The following is a 15,505-nucleotide window of genomic DNA, read 5'->3' on the forward strand; positions in this document are numbered from 1 at the left end:
CGGTTTGCCTCAGTCCGGCGCGGCGGTTGTCACCGCAAGACCGTCCACGAACACGTCAAGCAGGCGCGTCACCGTGGCCTGCCAGCCGTCGCCCTGCTGCATGTAGCAAATCGCGAGAAACGCGCGCATCACCTCTTCCGGCGGCACGTCGCCCCGCAACCGACCCGCGTCGATGCCCCGCTGCATGAGGTCGGCAACCGCCTTGCGCAGCCGCGCCGAGCGCTCGGCGAAGAACTCGGCCGATCCGTCCGTGCTGGGCGCCAGCGCCGTCAGCATGCCGCGTTTCCTGGCCACCATCCGCACGCTCGCATGCATCCAGCGGCGAAGCGCGGCGACGGGATCGTTGCTTTCGGCGCAGAAGGTCTCGGCCAGTGTCACAAGTTCGTCGACCTCGCGCGCATAGACTGCCTGAAACAGCGACTCGCGCGTCGGAAAGTGGCGGTAGAGCGTGCCGATGCCGACGCCTGCCGTCTTCGCCACCGCCTCGAGACTGGCGTCCGGACCGCCGGCGGAAAAGATTTCGGCGGCCGCTTCAAGCAGTTTTTCGCGGTTGCGGATCGAATCCGCCCGCGGCTTTCTGCTTGTTTTCTTGGGTTCGCCGTCCATCTCGTACATCCGAAAGCCCGCCGCGACAGCGACGGGGTTGATAAACGGAGGGTGCCTCCGTATATTGATCTCAGCGGGCACGAAGCCCCGCGTCAAGTCTGCACCGATACAGGCCGGGGCGAAAGAGCCCCCGCCAAGGCCCCCGGGCATCTGCCGCAACGACATCCAACATTCGGAGGGATCATGACCCTTTCCATCAGCCTTACCGTCAACGGCGAACGCCGTGACGTGCCACTGGAGGACCCCCGCGCCACGCTTCTGGACGTGCTTCGCGAGCGGATCGGCCTGACCGGAACCAAGAAGGGCTGCGACCGCGGCCAGTGCGGTGCCTGCACCGTTCTGGTGGACGGACGCCGCATCAACTCGTGCCTTGCGCTGGCGGTCAGCCACGACGGCGCCGAGGTCACGACCATCGAAGGGCTGGCGCAGGGCGACGAGTTGCACCCGGTGCAGGCGGCCTTCGTCGAATGCGACGGCTTCCAGTGCGGTTATTGCACGCCGGGCCAGATCATGAGCGCGGTGGGCCTGATCGCGGAAGGCGGGGCGGACGACCCCGAGCGTATCCGCGAAGGCATGAGCGGCAACATCTGCCGCTGCGCCGCCTATCCGGGGATCACCGCCGCCGTGCAGGACGCGCAAGAACGCATGGCCGCCGAGGAAAGGAAATCCGCATGAACATCTTCGACTACGTGCGGCCCGCCTCGGTGGACGAGGCCGTGACGGCCGGGGCGCAGCCGGGTGCGGCGTTCCTTGCCGGTGGAACCAACCTGATGGACCTGATGAAGATCGGTGTCGCGCAGCCGGGCACGGTGGTCGACATCACCCGCCTGCCGGGGCTCGACGGGATCGATACCTTGCCCGATGGCGGCTGGCGGATCGGCGCTCTGGTCCGGAACTCCGACCTCGCCCGCGATCCGGACTTCGCCGCGGCTTGTCCGGCGGTTGCAGAGGCTTTGCTGTCCGGTGCCTCTGCGCAACTGCGGAACGCGGCGACCGTTGGCGGAAATCTGATGCAGCGGACGCGGTGCAGCTACTTCCAGGACCCGATAAGCGCCTGCAACCGGCGTGAACCCGGTTCGGGATGTTCGGCGCTGGGCGGCGTGACCGAAAGCCACGCGGTGCTTGGCTGGACCGACAAGTGCATCGCCACGCATCCCTCGGACTTCTGCGTGCCGCTTGTCGCGCTGGGTGCGCTGGTCGAGATCGCGGGGCCTGGCGGCAGCCGCGAGATCGCGCTGGAGGACTTTCTGGCGCTGCCGGATGACGAAGGTCCCGGCGGGGCGCAGCTTGGGGCTGGTGAACTGATCACCGCGCTGATTTTGCCGGAAGGCAGCAGCGCCTTCGCCGCCAACGCCCGCTATGTGAAACTGCGCGAGCGGACCTCTTACGCCTTCGCGCTGGTCTCTGCCGCCGCGATGCTGCGGATCGAGGATGAAACCATCGCCGAGGCGCGGATCGCGCTGGGGGGCGTCGCGGCGCGGCCGTGGCGGGTCGCCGCCGCAGAGGCGGCGCTAGCCGGAAAGGCCGCCGTTGCGGACGCCTTCGCGGAAGCCGCCGACCAGCTCGTCGCGCGCGCCACGGCGTCGGGCGACAACGCCCACAAAATCGAACTTGCGCGCCGGATCGCGGTGCGCGCGCTGACACTGGCGGCCGAGGGCACGCCCGCGCGGATGCCCGCGCTGCCCGCATCCGTCTTCGCGAATGGAGCAGACGCCCATGCCTGATACGCTGAACCCCACAGCCGGCCACGTGAAGCTTGGCTCGAACTCCGGCCAGCCGATGAGCCGCCGCGACGGTGTCGCCAAGGTGACCGGCGCTGCCACTTACGCCGCCGACAACCGTCCAGACGGGCTGCTGTACGCGGTCTATGCCGGGGCAGGGATTGCCCGTGGCCGTGTCACCTCGCTGGGCGTCGGCGCCGCCAAGGCGCACCCCGGCGTGGTCGAGGTGATGACGCCCGAGAACCGGCCACCGCTTGCGCTGGACCCGGACGAGAAACACCACTTCTTTGCGTGGCGGATCGAGGCGTTGCAGAACGATACGGTGCGCTATGCCGGGCAGCCCATCGCGGTTGTGATTGCCGAGACGCTGGAAGCCGCGACCGAAGGCGCGCGGCTTCTGGCACCAACCTACGACGAGGAACCGGCTCGCATCGGTTTCGACGGCGGCGAGGCCTATGACCCGCCGACCGTCGGCATCGGCGGCAACCCGACCTTCGAGAAGGGCGATGCCGAGGCCGCCGAAGCGAGGTCCGCGAAGGTGGTTGAAACCAAGATCGCCACCCCGATGCAGTACCACAACGCGATGGAGCCGCATGCGATCGTGGCCCAGTGGGACGGTGACCGGCTGACCATCGACACCCCGAACCAGGCGATTGTCATGGCGCGCGGCGGCTTCGCGGCCTACTTCGGCATCCCGCCGGAAAACGTCACCCTGCGCAGCCCGTTCCTTGGTGGGGGCTTCGGCTCGAAAGCGATCCTCGTCGGTCCGCAACTTCTTTGCATACTCGCCGCGAAGCTGACCGGCCGTCCGGTGAAGCTGACGCTGCGCCGGGATCAGATGTACGGCCCGGTCCAGCACCGGGGCGCAACGCGGCAGACGGTGACGCTGGGCACGGATGGCGACAACCGGCTGACGATGATCAAACACCACTCGGTCGCGACGACCAGCAGCTTCGACGAGTTCATCGAAGGCGCGGCCAACGCCTCGCAGAACACCTATGCCACGCCGGTGCTGAAAAGCAGCCATGGGGCTGTGCGGCAGGACACCGGCACGCCGGGCCCGATGCGCGCGCCGGGCGAGGCGACGGGGTCCGCAGCGCTGGAGGTCGCGATGGACCGGATGGCGGAAGAGGCGGGGATGGACCCGCTGGAGTTCCGCCTGCTGAACTATGCCGAAACCGATCCTGCCTCGGGCAAGGAATACTCGTCGAAGAACCTGCGCGAGTGTTACGCCGAAGGGGCAAAGCGGTTCGGCTGGGCTGGCCGCCCGCTGACGCCGGGGATGATGAAGGACGAGCATGGACGGCTGAAAGGCTGGGGCATGGGCACCGCGATGTTCCCGGCGCCGATGTTTCAGGCTCAGGCGCGGGCTGTGCTGAAGGCGGACGGCACCGCCGTTGTGGAAACCGCAGGTGCGGACATGGGGCAGGGCGCATGGACGGCGCTGGCCCAGATCGCGGCGGACGGCGTCGGGCTTCCGGCGGACAAGGTCGAGTTCCTGTCCGGTACCTCGGACCAGCCGGACGGCGGTGTCGCCGGTGGCTCGGGTCACACCGCCACGGCGGGCAGCGCGCTGTTCGCCGCGGGTTCTGACGCCGTGGCGAAGCTGGCCGAAATCGCGATGAAAGACCCGGACTCGCCGGTGTTCGGTGCCGATAACGCCGGCGTCGAGGCGCGGGAGGGGCGGCTGGTGCGGCTGGACGATGAAAGCCGGTCGGACAGCTACGCCGACATCCTCGCGCGGGCGGGTCTGTCCGAGATCGAGGGCAACGGAACCGGCGCCCGCAACCCGGCGGATGCCGAGGCGCGGGCGATGTTCTCGCATGGTGCCGTCTTCGCCGAGGTGCTGATCGACCCGGACCTGTACCAGATCCGCGTCAGCCGCCTTGTCGGCGCTTTCGCCGCGGGCCGGATCATCAACCCCAAGCTGGCCGCAAGCCAGTTGAACGGCGGGATGATCTGGGGCGTCGGCTTTGCTCTGCACGAGGAAGGCATCCACGACCCGCGCACGGGGCGGCCGGTGAACGGCGATCTGGCCGGCTACCACGTTCCGGTGAATGCCGACGTACCCTTTGTCGAGACGCTTCTGATCGACGAGGAAGATCACTTCGTCAACGCGCTGGGCGTCAAGGGCGTGGGCGAGATGGGCATCTCGGGCACGGTCGGGGCTATCGCCAACGCTGTGTGGCATGCGACGGGAAAGCGGGTGACGTCCTTCCCGATCCACATCTCGGCGTTGCTGTAAGACACGCGGCCCGCGGCGGTGACGTCGCGGGCCCTACGCTTGAGGCCTAGCCCTGAAGCCCCCGAAGTTCCTCGCGCTGTCGCTGCATGAGGCGGAAGGCATCGTAATCACGGTCGTATGCCTTGGCGCGTTCCGGTTCGAATCGGGTGGCTCCGCGCCGCATCGCCTGAGCGGCGGCGGGCAGGTCGGGGAAGAGCCCCGATGCGGTGGCGGCGGCCATGGCTGTTCCCAGCATTACCGTATCCGGCGCGTCCGGGCGCAGGGCTGGCAGCCCGCAGCAGTCCGCGAACAAACGTGTCAGCAGGTCCGACCGCGTCAGCCCTCCGGCGATGGTCAGCGCCTCTGCCGGGTGACCCGCCGCGCGGAACTGATCGACGATCTGCCGCACACCGCAGGCCAGCGCCACCGCAGTCCGCCAGTACAATGCGCACAGCCCGTCGAAGCTGCGGTCCAGCGACAGCCCGGAGATCACGCCAAGCGCAAGCGGATCCGCCAGCGGCGATCGGTTGCCGTTGAAATCCGGCAGCACGTCCAGCCCGCGCCCGAAGGCGGGCCCGTCGCGACCGACGAGTGCCTCCAGCCGCGACAGAACCGCGTCATGCCCGGGCGCTGCCGCACCGTTGTTGCGCGGCCAGCTTGCAAGAACATGGTCCAGAACCGCCCCGGCGGCGGATTGCCCTCCCTCGGTCACCGAGTGGCCGGGCAAGATCGCATTGCGCAGCGGTCCCCACAGGCCGGGGGCCGCGCAGGGCGTGGGCGTCATCGCCATCACGCAGTTCGACGTGCCGGTGATCAGTGCCAGCGTCGACACGGGATCTTCTGCCGAGGCCAGCCCGCCCAACGCCCCCGAGAAGGCATCGACCAGCCCGGCGCCAACCGGTGTTCCGGGCCGAAGCCCAAGTTCGGCGGCTGCGTCTTCCCCCAGTTCACCAACCCGGCTGCCCGGCGGCGCGACCGGATCGGAAAGCCCGGCCCGTTCGGACAGATCGGACAGGCCGACCGTGTCGAGGAAGTCCTGCTGCCAGCCGCCAAGGTCCGGGACATAAGCCCACTTCGCGGTCAAGGTGCAGGCGGACCGGACAGGCGCGCCGATTGCGCGCGAAGTCAGGTGGTCGGTCAGATCCTCGGCGCGGGTCAGCGACGCCCAAAGGTCGGGCCGGTTCCGCTTGACCCACATCAGCTTGGGCGTCTGCATCTCGGGCGACATTGCGCCGCCCTGCCGGTCGATCAGGGGGTGTTCGGTCGCGGTACAGTCCTGCGCCTCGGTCAGACCACGGTGGTCGAACCATGCGATCGTGTCGCGCCCGTCGGGGCCAAGCGGCACGCCGCCCGTCAGCACCAGCGAGCAGGTCGCATCGAAGGCAAGCCCCGAAATCTCGGACGGTGGGATACCGGCGGCGGTAATCGCGCGCTGGACAGCGCCGCAGACGGCCTGCCAGATCTGGTCCGAGGCATATTCGCCATGGCTCGCGCGCTCGGAATGGAAGACGATCTCCGACACTTCGCGCGAAAGCTGCAGGCCGTCTTCAGCGAAGACCCCCGCGCGTACGCTGCGCGTACCGACATCGACGGCACAGAAGTGACGCGCCATCTCCTCCCAATCCTTCTAGGCGTTCCCCTGCAGGACTGCAGGCAGATCCGCCATCGCCGAGATGATGGCGTTCGGCGCGAGATTTGCAACCGCCTGACGCAAATCGGCCGGTTCTGCATGCGCGCCGCCCACGAAGGCTACGACGCGCATGCCCGCGGCCTTGGCGGCCCGAATGCCGGCGGGGCTGTCCTCGACCACCACGCAATCGGCTGGCGCGACGCCCATCTGTCGTGCGGCGTGAAGGAACAGATCGGGCGCAGGCTTGCCGTGTTCGACCATGGTGGCGCTGAAGATATGCGGGTCGAACAGGGGAAGCAGGCCGGTAAGGTCCAGTGACAGGCGAATGCGGTCCGGTTGGCTGGACGAGGCGACGCAAGCCGGGCAGGGGAGCGCGGCGACGGTCTGCGCCACGCCCGCGATGGGTTGCAGATCGGACCGGAACCGTTCGAACAGGCGTGCACGCAGCCGGGTTTTCATCGCGTCATCAAGATCGACGCCATGTTCCTCGCGCAGCCATCGCGCCACGCTGGCCAGCGAACGGCCAAGGAAGCGGGCGTATCCGGTCGACAGGTCAAGCGGACAGCCTTCCTCGGCCAGAACCTCCAACGTGACGGCCAGCGAGATCGGTTCAGAGTCGACCAGCACGCCATCGCAATCGAAGATCACGAGGCCGGGTGGCCGCGTCCAGACCATGCCTCAGCCGTCGCCAAGGTAGTTGCGGAGCGTCTCTGCGGTCCCCTTGGCCCACAGGCTTTCCAGCCAGCAGGCGAACGGACCGGCGAAACGAGGGTCGTTTCCAAGGTCGCCGTAGATCGCCTTTTGCTCCAGCCATGCCTGCGGCCGTTCCCGGGCGGCAAGCGCGACCGGAACCAGCGCGTCCCAGTTGGGATCGTTCGGCTCGATCACCGCGCCGCTGTCGGTGGTTCCGGCGCAATACCGGCACCACAGCGCGCTTTCCAGCGCCAGACCGTCGACCGGGCCGCCGCCCTTCAGCGCATCGCGCAGCGTCGGCACGATGAACTTCGGCTGCCGGTTCGACCCGTCCAGGCACAGCCGCCGAACGGTGTCGCCGATCTTGGGATTCGAGAAGCGCCGTTCGATCAGGTCGAAATAGTCGGCCAGATCGGTGTCGGGCACCGGCGGCACGTTCGGCATGATCTCGGTTTCTTCCAGCTTGCGCAGGAAGGCGCGGACAAGGTCGTTCTCCATCGCCTCGTGGACGAAATGGATGTCCATCAACCCGGCGGGGTAGGCGATGGTCGCATGGCCGCCGTTGAGGATGCGCAGCTTCATCAGCTCGAAGGGCGCCACCTCGGGCACGAACTGCGCGCCGGCCTCCTCGAACGGCGGGCGGCCAAGGGGGAAGTCGTCTTCCAGAACCCACTGGGTGAAGCCCTCGCAGAACACCGGCCAGCCATCCTCGACACCGAAGTCGTCGGCAAGGATCTTGCGCTCGCGGTCGGTGGTGGCCGGGGTGATCCGGTCGACCATCGAATTCGGGAAGGACACGTTCGCGACGATCCAGTCGGCGAACTCCGGGTCGGACATCCGCGCAAGGCCGGTCAGCGTGTTGCGCGTCACCGTGCCGTTGTGGGGGATGTTGTCGCAGCACATCACGGTAAAGGGCGGCAGCCCGGCGTCACGGCGGGCGCGCAGCCCCTGAAGGATCATGCCGAACACCGTCACGGGCGCGCCGGGGTTCTTCGCGTCGGCCACCATCGCGGGATGCGTCGGGTCGAACCGGTCGGAACTGTCGAGGAAATAGCCGCCCTCGGTGATCGTCATCGACACGATGCGGATGTCACTCTGCGCCATGCGGGCGATGATCGCGGGGGCGTCGGCGGGCTCGATGAAGTCGATCATCGAACCAAGCACGCGGGCCTCGCTGTGGTTGGCCTCTTGCTCGACAAGGGTGGTCAGCCAGTCCTGCGCCTCAAGCACGGCGCGGCCCTTCTTCTCGCCCTCGAAGACGCCGGCGCCGACCAGCGCCCAGTCCTGCGCCTTGCCCATCGACATCAGCTTGTCGAGGTACATCGCCTGATGCGCGCGGTGGAAGTTGCCCACGCCGAAATGAAGGATGCCGGCGGACAGGTCCGCGCGGGCATAGGCCGGGCGGCCCACGCCTTCGGGCAATGCGTCGAGATTTGCGAGGGAAAGTTTCACGGACATATCAGTCTCTCAGCTCATCCACTGGCCGCCGTCGACGTTGTAGGTCTGGGCGACGATGTAGTCGGCCTCGGGCGAGGCCAGGAAGATCGCCATGCCGGTCAGGTCGTCGGCCGTACCCATGCGACCGAAGGGAACGGCCTCGCCGACTTCCTTTTTCTTCTGGCCGGGGGCCTTGTTTTCGTACTTGGCGAAGAATGCATCGACGCCGTCCCAGTGCTCGCCGTCGACGACGCCGGGCGCGATGGCGTTCACGTTGATGCCGTGCTCGATCAGGTTCAGCCCCGCCGACTGGGTCAGCGAGATCACGGCGGCCTTGGTCGCGCAGTAGACCGCGACCAGCGGCTCGCCGCGACGACCCGCCTGGCTGGCCATGTTGATGATCTTGCCGCCGCCGCCGCGTTCGATCATGTGGCGGGCCACCGCCTTCATGGTGAACAGGACGCCGCCCACGTTGATCGAGAACACGCGGTCGAAGTCGGCGCGTTCGATCTCGACGATAGGGGAGGCGGTGAACAGGGCGGCGTTGTTGATCAGGATGTCGATCCGGCCGAGCATCGCCACGGTTTCGGCCACCGCCGAGTCGATGCTGGCCTGATCGGTCACGTCCATCTTCACGGCGATGGCGGCGTCACCCAGTTCGGCTGCGGCGGCGCGCGCGCGGTCAATGTCGATATCCGCGATGGCCACACGCGCGCCTTCGGCGACGTAGGCCTTCGCGAAGGCAAGGCCGATGCCCCGCGCCGCGCCGGTGATCAGCGCGCATCTGCCGTCGAGACGGTTCATGCCAGTCGCAGTCCCTGTGCGTCGAAGCGGTGGATCTTGGCGGGGTCGGGCGTGCAATAGACGGTGTCGCCGTGGCGCACGTTGAACTCGCCGGTCGCGCGCACGGTCAGGGGGTCGGCGACGCCGGGGGCGTGGACGTGGAGGAACGTATCCGAGCCCAGATGCTCGGCGACGCCGACCGTGCCCTTCCACTGACCCTCGGTCGTGGAAAGCGCGATGTGTTCGGGACGCACGCCGATGGTGTGTGCGTCATGTTGCGCCGCCTCGGCCCCTTCGACGAAGTTCATCTTGGGCGAGCCGATGAAGCCCGCGACGAACTTGTTCCGGGGCGTGTTGTACAGCTCCAGCGGGCTGCCCACCTGCTCGATCAGGCCGGCCTGCAGCACGACGATCTTGTCCGCCATGGTCATTGCTTCGACCTGGTCGTGGGTGACGTAGATCATCGTGGTCTCAAGCGTGTTGTGCAGCTCGGAGATTTCCAGCCGCATGTTCACCCGCAGCGCGGCGTCGAGGTTCGACAGCGGTTCGTCGAACAGGAACGCCTCGGGCTCGCGGACGATGGCGCGGCCGATGGCGACGCGCTGGCGCTGGCCGCCCGACAACTGGCCGGGCCGGCGGTCGAGGTAATCCGACAGGTTCAGCACCTTCGCCGCGTTGGCGATGCGCTTTTCTTGCTCGGCCTGCGGCATGCCCGCCATCTTCATCGGGAACGCGATGTTCTTGCGCACCGACATATGCGGGTACAGCGCGTAGGACTGGAACACCATCGCCAGCCCGCGCTTGGCGGGGGGCACAAAGGTGGCGTCCTTACCGTCGATCTCGATATGGCCCGAGGACACGTCCTCCAGCCCCGCGATCAGGCGCAGCAGGGTGGACTTGCCGCAGCCCGAGGGGCCGACGAAGACCACGAACTCGCCGTCGTTGATTTCAAGGTCCAACGGCGGGATGACGTTCACTTCGCCGAAGCTTTTCGTCACCTGTTTCAGCGTGATGCTGCCCATTGGTCAGTCCCCCCTTTATTTCACCGCGCCGAAGGTCAGGCCGCGGACGAGTTGTTTCTGGCTGAACCAGCCAAGGATCAGGATCGGCGCGATGGCCATGGTCGAGGCCGCCGAGAGTTTCGCGTAGAACAGCCCTTCGGGGCTGGAGTAGCTGGCGATGAACGCGGTCAGAGGCGCCGCTTTCACGGTCGTGAGGTTCAGCGTCCAGAACGCCTCGTTCCACGCCAGGATGATGTTCAGAAGCACCGTCGATGCGATGCCGGGCACCGCCATCGGGGTCAGCACGTACAGGATCTCTTCACGCAGGCTGGCGCCGTCCATCCGGGCCGCTTCGAGGATCTCGCCCGGGATTTCGCGGAAGTAGGTGTAAAGCATCCACACGATGATCGGCAGGTTGATCAGCGTCAGAACGGTGATCAGCAGGATGTAGCTGTCGAAGATGCCCAGCGTCCGGGCGATCAGCACGATCGGGAACAGCACGCCCACGGCAGGCAGCATCTTGGTCGACAGCATCCACAGCAGGACGTCCTTGGTGCGGCGGCCCGGCACGAAGGCCATGGACCACGCGGCGGGGACGGCGATGATGATGCCGACGATCGTCGAGCCGACCGACAGGACCACCGAGTTCCACAGGAACCGCAGGTAGTTCGACCGTTCCTGAACGACCGCGTAGTTCTCGAGCGTCCAGTTGAAGAACAGGAAGCTGGGCGGGTCGGCGATGGCCTCTGCCTCGGTCTTGAACGAGGTCAGGATCGTCCAGAGGATCGGGAAGAAGATCAGCAGTCCGACGATCCAGGCGGCGGCGGTGGTGATCGCCTTGCGGCGGTTGGTGACAGCGCGGGCCATGTCCGGTTCCTCCCCTTACTTGTCCAGGTTCTTGCCGACGATCCGCATCAGGAAGATCGCGATGATGTTGGCGAGGATGACGGCGATGATGCCGCCGGCCGAGCCCAGGCCGATGTTCTGGCTTTCCAGCACGCGCTGGTAGACCAGGTAGGTCAGCGTCCGGGTGCCGAAGCCGCCCGAGGTGGTCACGAAGATCTCTGCGAAGATCGACAGCAGGAAGATCGTCTGGATCAGGATCACAACGGTGATCGCACGGGCGAGGTGCGGCAGGATGATGTAGAAGAAACGCGACAGCACCGGCGCGCCGTCCATCTCGGCGGCTTCAAGCTGTTCGCTGTCCAGCGACTGGATCGCGGTCAGCAGGATCAGCGTCGCGAAGGGCAGCCATTGCCACGACACGATCAGGATGATCGAAAACAGTGGCGCCGCCGTCAGGAAGTCGAACGGCTCTAGTCCAAGGAACTCGAACCCATAGGCGAAAAGGCCGTTCACCGGGTTCATGAACATGTTCTTCCAGACCAGCGCCGACACGGTGGGCATGACGAAGAACGGCGCGATCACCAGGATGCGCACGATGCCCTGACCCCAGATCGGCTGGTCAAGCAGCAGGGCCAGAAGGATGCCGCCGATCACCGTGATCAGAAGGATGCCGCCCACCATGACAAGCGTGGTGATCACGCTGTCCATGAAGGCGGACGAGGTGACGAACCGTTCGTAGTTCTGGAAGCCGACGCAGCATTCGAAGATGCCGCGCAACGGGCGGTAGTCGGTGAACGAGAACCACAGGGTCAGGACCAGCGGCACAAGCATCCATCCAAGAAGGACGATCACCGCCGGGGCCATCATCATGCGGGCCGCGGATTTGGAATGCTGGGTTGCCATCTGGCGGTCCTCCCCCCGTTTCTGGCGCGTACGGCGTACCGGTCTGTCTGACGACTGCGTTGTCGTGGCCGGTCGGCGCTTGGCGATCGCCCCGCTGCGGAAACGCGCGGGCAGGGCGACGGCAAAACGTGGCCGGGGCGGGTGAGGGGGCGAACGTGCCGCCCCCTCTGGTCCTTCGGGAGAAGTTTAGCGGTAGCCTGCGGCTTCCATCTCGTCGGTGGCAAGCGCCTGAGCCGCTTCGAGCGCCTCTTCAGCCGACTGCTGGCCGGCCAGCGCTGCCGAGAACTCCTGACCCACGAGGGTGCCGAGGCCGGCGAACTCGGGGATCGCGACGAACTGCACACCGGTGTAGGGAACCGGGTCGACCGTCGGGTTGGTCGGGTCCGCGGCGTTGATCGACTGCAGCGTCATCTCGGCGAACGGAGCGGCCTCCTGGTAAGCCGGGTTCTCGTACAGCGAGGTGCGGGTGCCCGGCGGGACGTTCGCCCAGCCTTCTTTCTCGGCGACCAACTCGGTGTAGGCCTTCGACGTAGCCCATGCGACGAACTCTTTCGCGGCTTCCGGAGCGTCGGTGCCTGCCGGGATGGCCAGCGACCATGCCCACAGCCAGTTGCCGCGCTTGCCGAGGCCGTTGTCGGGCGCCAGCGCGAAGCCGACCTGATCGGCGACGGTCGAGTCGTTGGGGTTGGTCACGAAGGAGGCCGCCACGGTGGCGTCGATCCACATGCCGCACTTGCCCTGCTGGAACAGCGCCAGGTTCTCGTTGAAGCCGTTGTTGGCGGCGCCCGGAGGACCGTAGTTGGTCATCAGGTCGAGGTAGAAGCTAAGAGTGTTGGCCCAGGCTTCGCTGTCGAATTGCGGCGCCCAGTCCTCGTCGAACCAGCGTGCGCCGAAGCTGTTGGACATGGCGGTCAGGAAGGCCATGTTCTCGCCCCAGCCGGCCTTGCCGCGCAGGCAGATGCCGTAGACTTCGTTGTCCTCGTCGGTCATCGCCGCCGCGGCTTCCTTGATGAAGTCCCAGGTGGGGGCTTCCGGCATTTCGAGGCCGGCGGCTTCCATCAGGTCCTTGCGGTACATCACCATCGAGCTTTCGCCGTAGAACGGCGCGGCATACAGGGTGCCGTCAACGGTCAGACCGCCGCGGATCGCGGGCAGCAGGTCGTCGGCGTCCCAGTCTTCCGGCAGATCGTCAAGGCTGACGAGCCAGTCCTGCGCGCCCCAGATCGGAACCTCGTAGGTGCCGATGGTCATCACGTCGAACTGGCCACCGTTGGTCGAGATGTCGGTGGTCACGCGCTGACGCAGCACGTTCTCTTCCAGCGTCACCCATTCGACCGCGATATCGGGATGTTCTGCGGTGAATTCTTCGGTGAGGCCCTGCATCCGGATCATGTCGCCGTTGTTCACGGTGGCGATGGTGATCGTGGTTTCCTGCGCGGTGGCAGCAAAGCCGATGGCGGTCAGGGCAGTAGCGCCCATCAGGGCGCGAATGGTCTTGGTCATGGATGTCCTCCCAAACTGAGCAATTGCCAAGCTCACGGGCAAAAATTCATTTTATGGTGCAACCTGTCAACAGCAATTCGTCGCCGCAGCGCGGCGCGCGGCAACAAATCTGCGATTAAGTTTTTGTTAATGCTTTTATTTTTCGAGCGTGGCCGGCAGGTGGTCAGGCTGTTAGCGCAACCGCAGTGTCCTCGTCCGTGATAAGGCCGTTCACCAGTTTCCCCGTCAGCGCGGCTCGAATCGCGCCCACTTTCTCGGGGCCGTTCGCGGCGGCGATGGTCGGGAAACCGGGGTCGGGGCCAAGGTCGGCGCTGCTGACCCGGTCGTTGATTTCGTCGTCCAGAAGCCGCCCGTTCGCGTCATAGACGTAGCCCACGATCTCGCCCGCCGCGCCCTTGTCGCGCAGCCGCTTCTGTTCTTCGCGGGTGATGAACCCGTCGATGACCAGCGGCGCGGTCTCGGTGATCGGCCCGACGCCCACGAACCGTACGTCGGTGCGCGCCGACAGGTCGCGGGGCGCGCGGATCATCTTCTGGCTCAGAAGCGCGTCGCGTTCTTCGCGCGAGGCCGCGATCACTGGCAGCGGAATCGGGAATGTCGGCGCGGACACCTTGTCGGCGATGGTGAACAGCACGTTGTAATAGGCCGTCGAGCCGTCCTGCGTCACGTTGCCCGTCAGCGAGACGATCCGGTGTTGCGGGCAGTCGAGATGCGGCAGATGCTCCACCGCCGCGCGCAGCGTCCGCCCGGTGCCGAGACCGATGATCGTTGGTTCATCGCGCGACAGCCAGCGCTCGAGGTGATCGCCGGTAGCATGGCTGACGGCGACACCCGAGTCCTCGACCGAATGAAGCGACGGCACGACTTCGCAGGTCTCCAGCCCGTAAGCGTCGCGCAGGACGCGGGCCAGTTCGAGACAGCGCGCGATGGGATGGTCGATACGGACCTTCACCAGCCCCGCCGAAAGCGCCTGCGACACGAGCCGTTGGGCGGACTGCCGCGAGATACCCATGATCTGCGCGATCTCGTCCTGCTTCAGCCCGCCGACATAGGCCAGCCAGGCGGCGCGGGCCGCGTCGTCCAGTCGTCGCTCGGTCGATGCCATCGGGCGGCGGCCCCTTGTCCTTCAAATTCCGTCAGAGCGTCGGCACATCGTGCGAAGGTGCGCGCGGTTTGGCAAGGGGGCAGCGAACGCCCCTTCGGGGCGTGCCTCCGGCGGGGATATTTGAAGACCGAAGAAGCCTTTCGATGCCCTTCCCGGCAAGGGCGGAGACCTTTGGGGCGAAGGACGCGGAGGCGCGCAAGAGGGGTTGCGGGAGGGCAGGGAGCATGTCAGAAGGTGAGGTATGTTATAACGTAACGATGTTGGCGTTCCGGGATGTGCTCCGAGGCGCCGGGTCGAACGTGAAAGAGATGTTGGCCCGCTAGCCCTGGCAGGAAAGAGGGTCGACGGCCGGGGACGCTGGAAGCCGTCCCCGGCCATCTTTTTCAGGTTGAGCCGCTACATCAGCCCCTTGGCCCAGCCCGCCGCGCGCGATGCCATGGTGGCCATGTGGTCCGCGGCGGTCAGCCCGGTCACGCGCTTGCGGGGCTTCAGGTCGTGGTCCCCGTCATCCAGCCACAGGATCTCGATCGTGGGCGAAAGCGGGTAGCCGGGCACTTCGTCCCTGGTGCCGAAGGGGTCGCGGGTGCCCTGCGCGATCAGGGCGGGGCAGGACAGCGTTTCCATATGCGCGGTGCGCAGGGTCTCGGGCTTGCCGGGCGGATGGAACGGATAGCCAAGACACAGGACGCCGAGAATGCGCCCGGCTGCATGCAGCTCGTCGGCCAGCATCGTCGCGACACGGCCACCCATCGACTTGCCGCCGATGATCAGGGGGCCGGGCGGCAGGGCGTCGACGGCGGCGCGGTATTCGTCCAGCAGCTTGTCGGCGCGGGGTGGGGGTTTGCGGCTGCCGCCGGTCCGCCGGGCGGCCATGTAGGCGAACTCGAACCGGGCCACAGCAAGGCCCTGCGCCGCCAGCGCCTCGGCAGCGGCGGTCATCGCGGGCGCATCCATCGCGGCGCCCGCGCCATGCGCCAGCAGGACGGTCAGCGGCGCGTCTTCGGGGCCGTTCCGGAGGAAGTCGGTCATCTGGGCCTCTTGCCGGTCGTGTCC

At 66.8% G+C, this 15,505-nt stretch carries 14 protein-coding genes; 3 read left to right on the plus strand and 11 right to left on the minus strand.

The features are described from left to right. Nucleotides 1-9: 9 nt before the first annotated feature. On the minus strand, nucleotides 10-606 hold the full coding sequence (locus ACP156_RS14950; RefSeq protein WP_425052153.1) for a TetR/AcrR family transcriptional regulator: 597 nt from the start codon (nucleotides 604-606) through the stop codon (nucleotides 10-12). Nucleotides 607-789: 183 nt separating this feature from the next. On the opposite strand from ACP156_RS14950, the gene ACP156_RS14955 reads away from it, so the two are divergent. From ACP156_RS14955 to ACP156_RS14965, 3 genes are read left to right on the plus strand one after another with little or no spacing between them, the layout of a single operon-like run. Beyond that, complete coding sequence (locus ACP156_RS14955; RefSeq protein WP_425052154.1) at nucleotides 790-1,281, plus strand: (2Fe-2S)-binding protein; 492 nt, start codon at nucleotides 790-792, stop codon at nucleotides 1,279-1,281. Then, nucleotides 1,278-2,330, plus strand: coding sequence for an FAD binding domain-containing protein (locus ACP156_RS14960; protein ID WP_425052155.1), 1,053 nt, complete (start codon nucleotides 1,278-1,280; stop codon nucleotides 2,328-2,330). The genes ACP156_RS14955 and ACP156_RS14960 overlap by 4 nt, the downstream gene beginning before the upstream one ends. Next, the gene (locus ACP156_RS14965; protein WP_425052156.1) at nucleotides 2,323-4,572 is read left to right on the plus strand and encodes a xanthine dehydrogenase family protein molybdopterin-binding subunit; all 2,250 of its coding nucleotides are present in this window, start codon (nucleotides 2,323-2,325) and stop codon (nucleotides 4,570-4,572) included. The genes ACP156_RS14960 and ACP156_RS14965 overlap by 8 nt, the downstream gene beginning before the upstream one ends. Nucleotides 4,573-4,618: 46 nt before the next feature. Here the strand turns inward: ACP156_RS14965 and ACP156_RS14970 are convergent, their stop codons facing one another. From ACP156_RS14970 to ACP156_RS15015, 10 genes are all read right to left on the minus strand, one after another. Beyond that, a complete protein-coding gene (locus ACP156_RS14970; RefSeq protein ID WP_425052157.1) occupies nucleotides 4,619-6,163 on the minus strand; it encodes an FGGY family pentulose kinase in 1,545 nt (514 codons plus the stop codon). Nucleotides 6,164-6,178: 15 nt separating this feature from the next. Beyond that, on the minus strand, nucleotides 6,179-6,856 hold the full coding sequence (locus tag ACP156_RS14975) for an HAD family hydrolase (RefSeq protein WP_425052158.1): 678 nt from the start codon (nucleotides 6,854-6,856) through the stop codon (nucleotides 6,179-6,181). Between the two features lie 3 nt (nucleotides 6,857-6,859). Continuing rightward, nucleotides 6,860-8,332, minus strand: a complete 1,473-nt coding sequence (locus ACP156_RS14980; RefSeq protein WP_425052159.1) for a mannitol dehydrogenase family protein — start codon at nucleotides 8,330-8,332, stop codon at nucleotides 6,860-6,862. A gap of 9 nt (nucleotides 8,333-8,341) precedes the next feature. Then, a complete protein-coding gene (locus tag ACP156_RS14985) occupies nucleotides 8,342-9,115 on the minus strand; it encodes an L-iditol 2-dehydrogenase (protein WP_425052160.1) in 774 nt (257 codons plus the stop codon). Continuing rightward, nucleotides 9,112-10,116 (minus strand): ABC transporter ATP-binding protein, encoded by a 1,005-nt coding sequence (locus ACP156_RS14990; protein WP_425052161.1) that lies wholly within the window; start codon nucleotides 10,114-10,116, stop codon nucleotides 9,112-9,114. The genes ACP156_RS14985 and ACP156_RS14990 overlap by 4 nt, the downstream gene beginning before the upstream one ends. A 15-nt stretch (nucleotides 10,117-10,131) precedes the next feature. Then, nucleotides 10,132-10,962: a carbohydrate ABC transporter permease gene (locus ACP156_RS14995; protein WP_425052162.1), complete on the minus strand. Its 831-nt coding sequence runs from the start codon at nucleotides 10,960-10,962 to the stop codon at nucleotides 10,132-10,134. 15 nt (nucleotides 10,963-10,977) lie between these two features. Next, the gene (locus ACP156_RS15000; RefSeq protein ID WP_425052163.1) at nucleotides 10,978-11,844 is read right to left on the minus strand and encodes a carbohydrate ABC transporter permease; all 867 of its coding nucleotides are present in this window, start codon (nucleotides 11,842-11,844) and stop codon (nucleotides 10,978-10,980) included. Nucleotides 11,845-12,030: 186 nt separating this feature from the next. Continuing rightward, complete coding sequence (locus ACP156_RS15005; RefSeq protein ID WP_425052164.1) at nucleotides 12,031-13,347, minus strand: ABC transporter substrate-binding protein; 1,317 nt, start codon at nucleotides 13,345-13,347, stop codon at nucleotides 12,031-12,033. 163 nt (nucleotides 13,348-13,510) lie between these two features. Next, nucleotides 13,511-14,452 carry a sugar-binding transcriptional regulator gene (locus ACP156_RS15010; protein ID WP_425052165.1) on the minus strand — a complete coding sequence of 314 codons (942 nt, stop codon included), beginning with the start codon at nucleotides 14,450-14,452 and terminating at the stop codon, nucleotides 13,511-13,513. A 396-nt stretch (nucleotides 14,453-14,848) separates the two neighbouring features. Continuing rightward, a complete protein-coding gene (locus ACP156_RS15015; protein WP_425052166.1) occupies nucleotides 14,849-15,481 on the minus strand; it encodes an alpha/beta fold hydrolase in 633 nt (210 codons plus the stop codon). Between the last annotated feature and the right edge of the window lie 24 nt (nucleotides 15,482-15,505).

It is taken from the genome of Psychromarinibacter sp. S121 (assembly GCF_049801035.1).
GTDB lineage: Bacteria > Pseudomonadota > Alphaproteobacteria > Rhodobacterales > Rhodobacteraceae > Psychromarinibacter.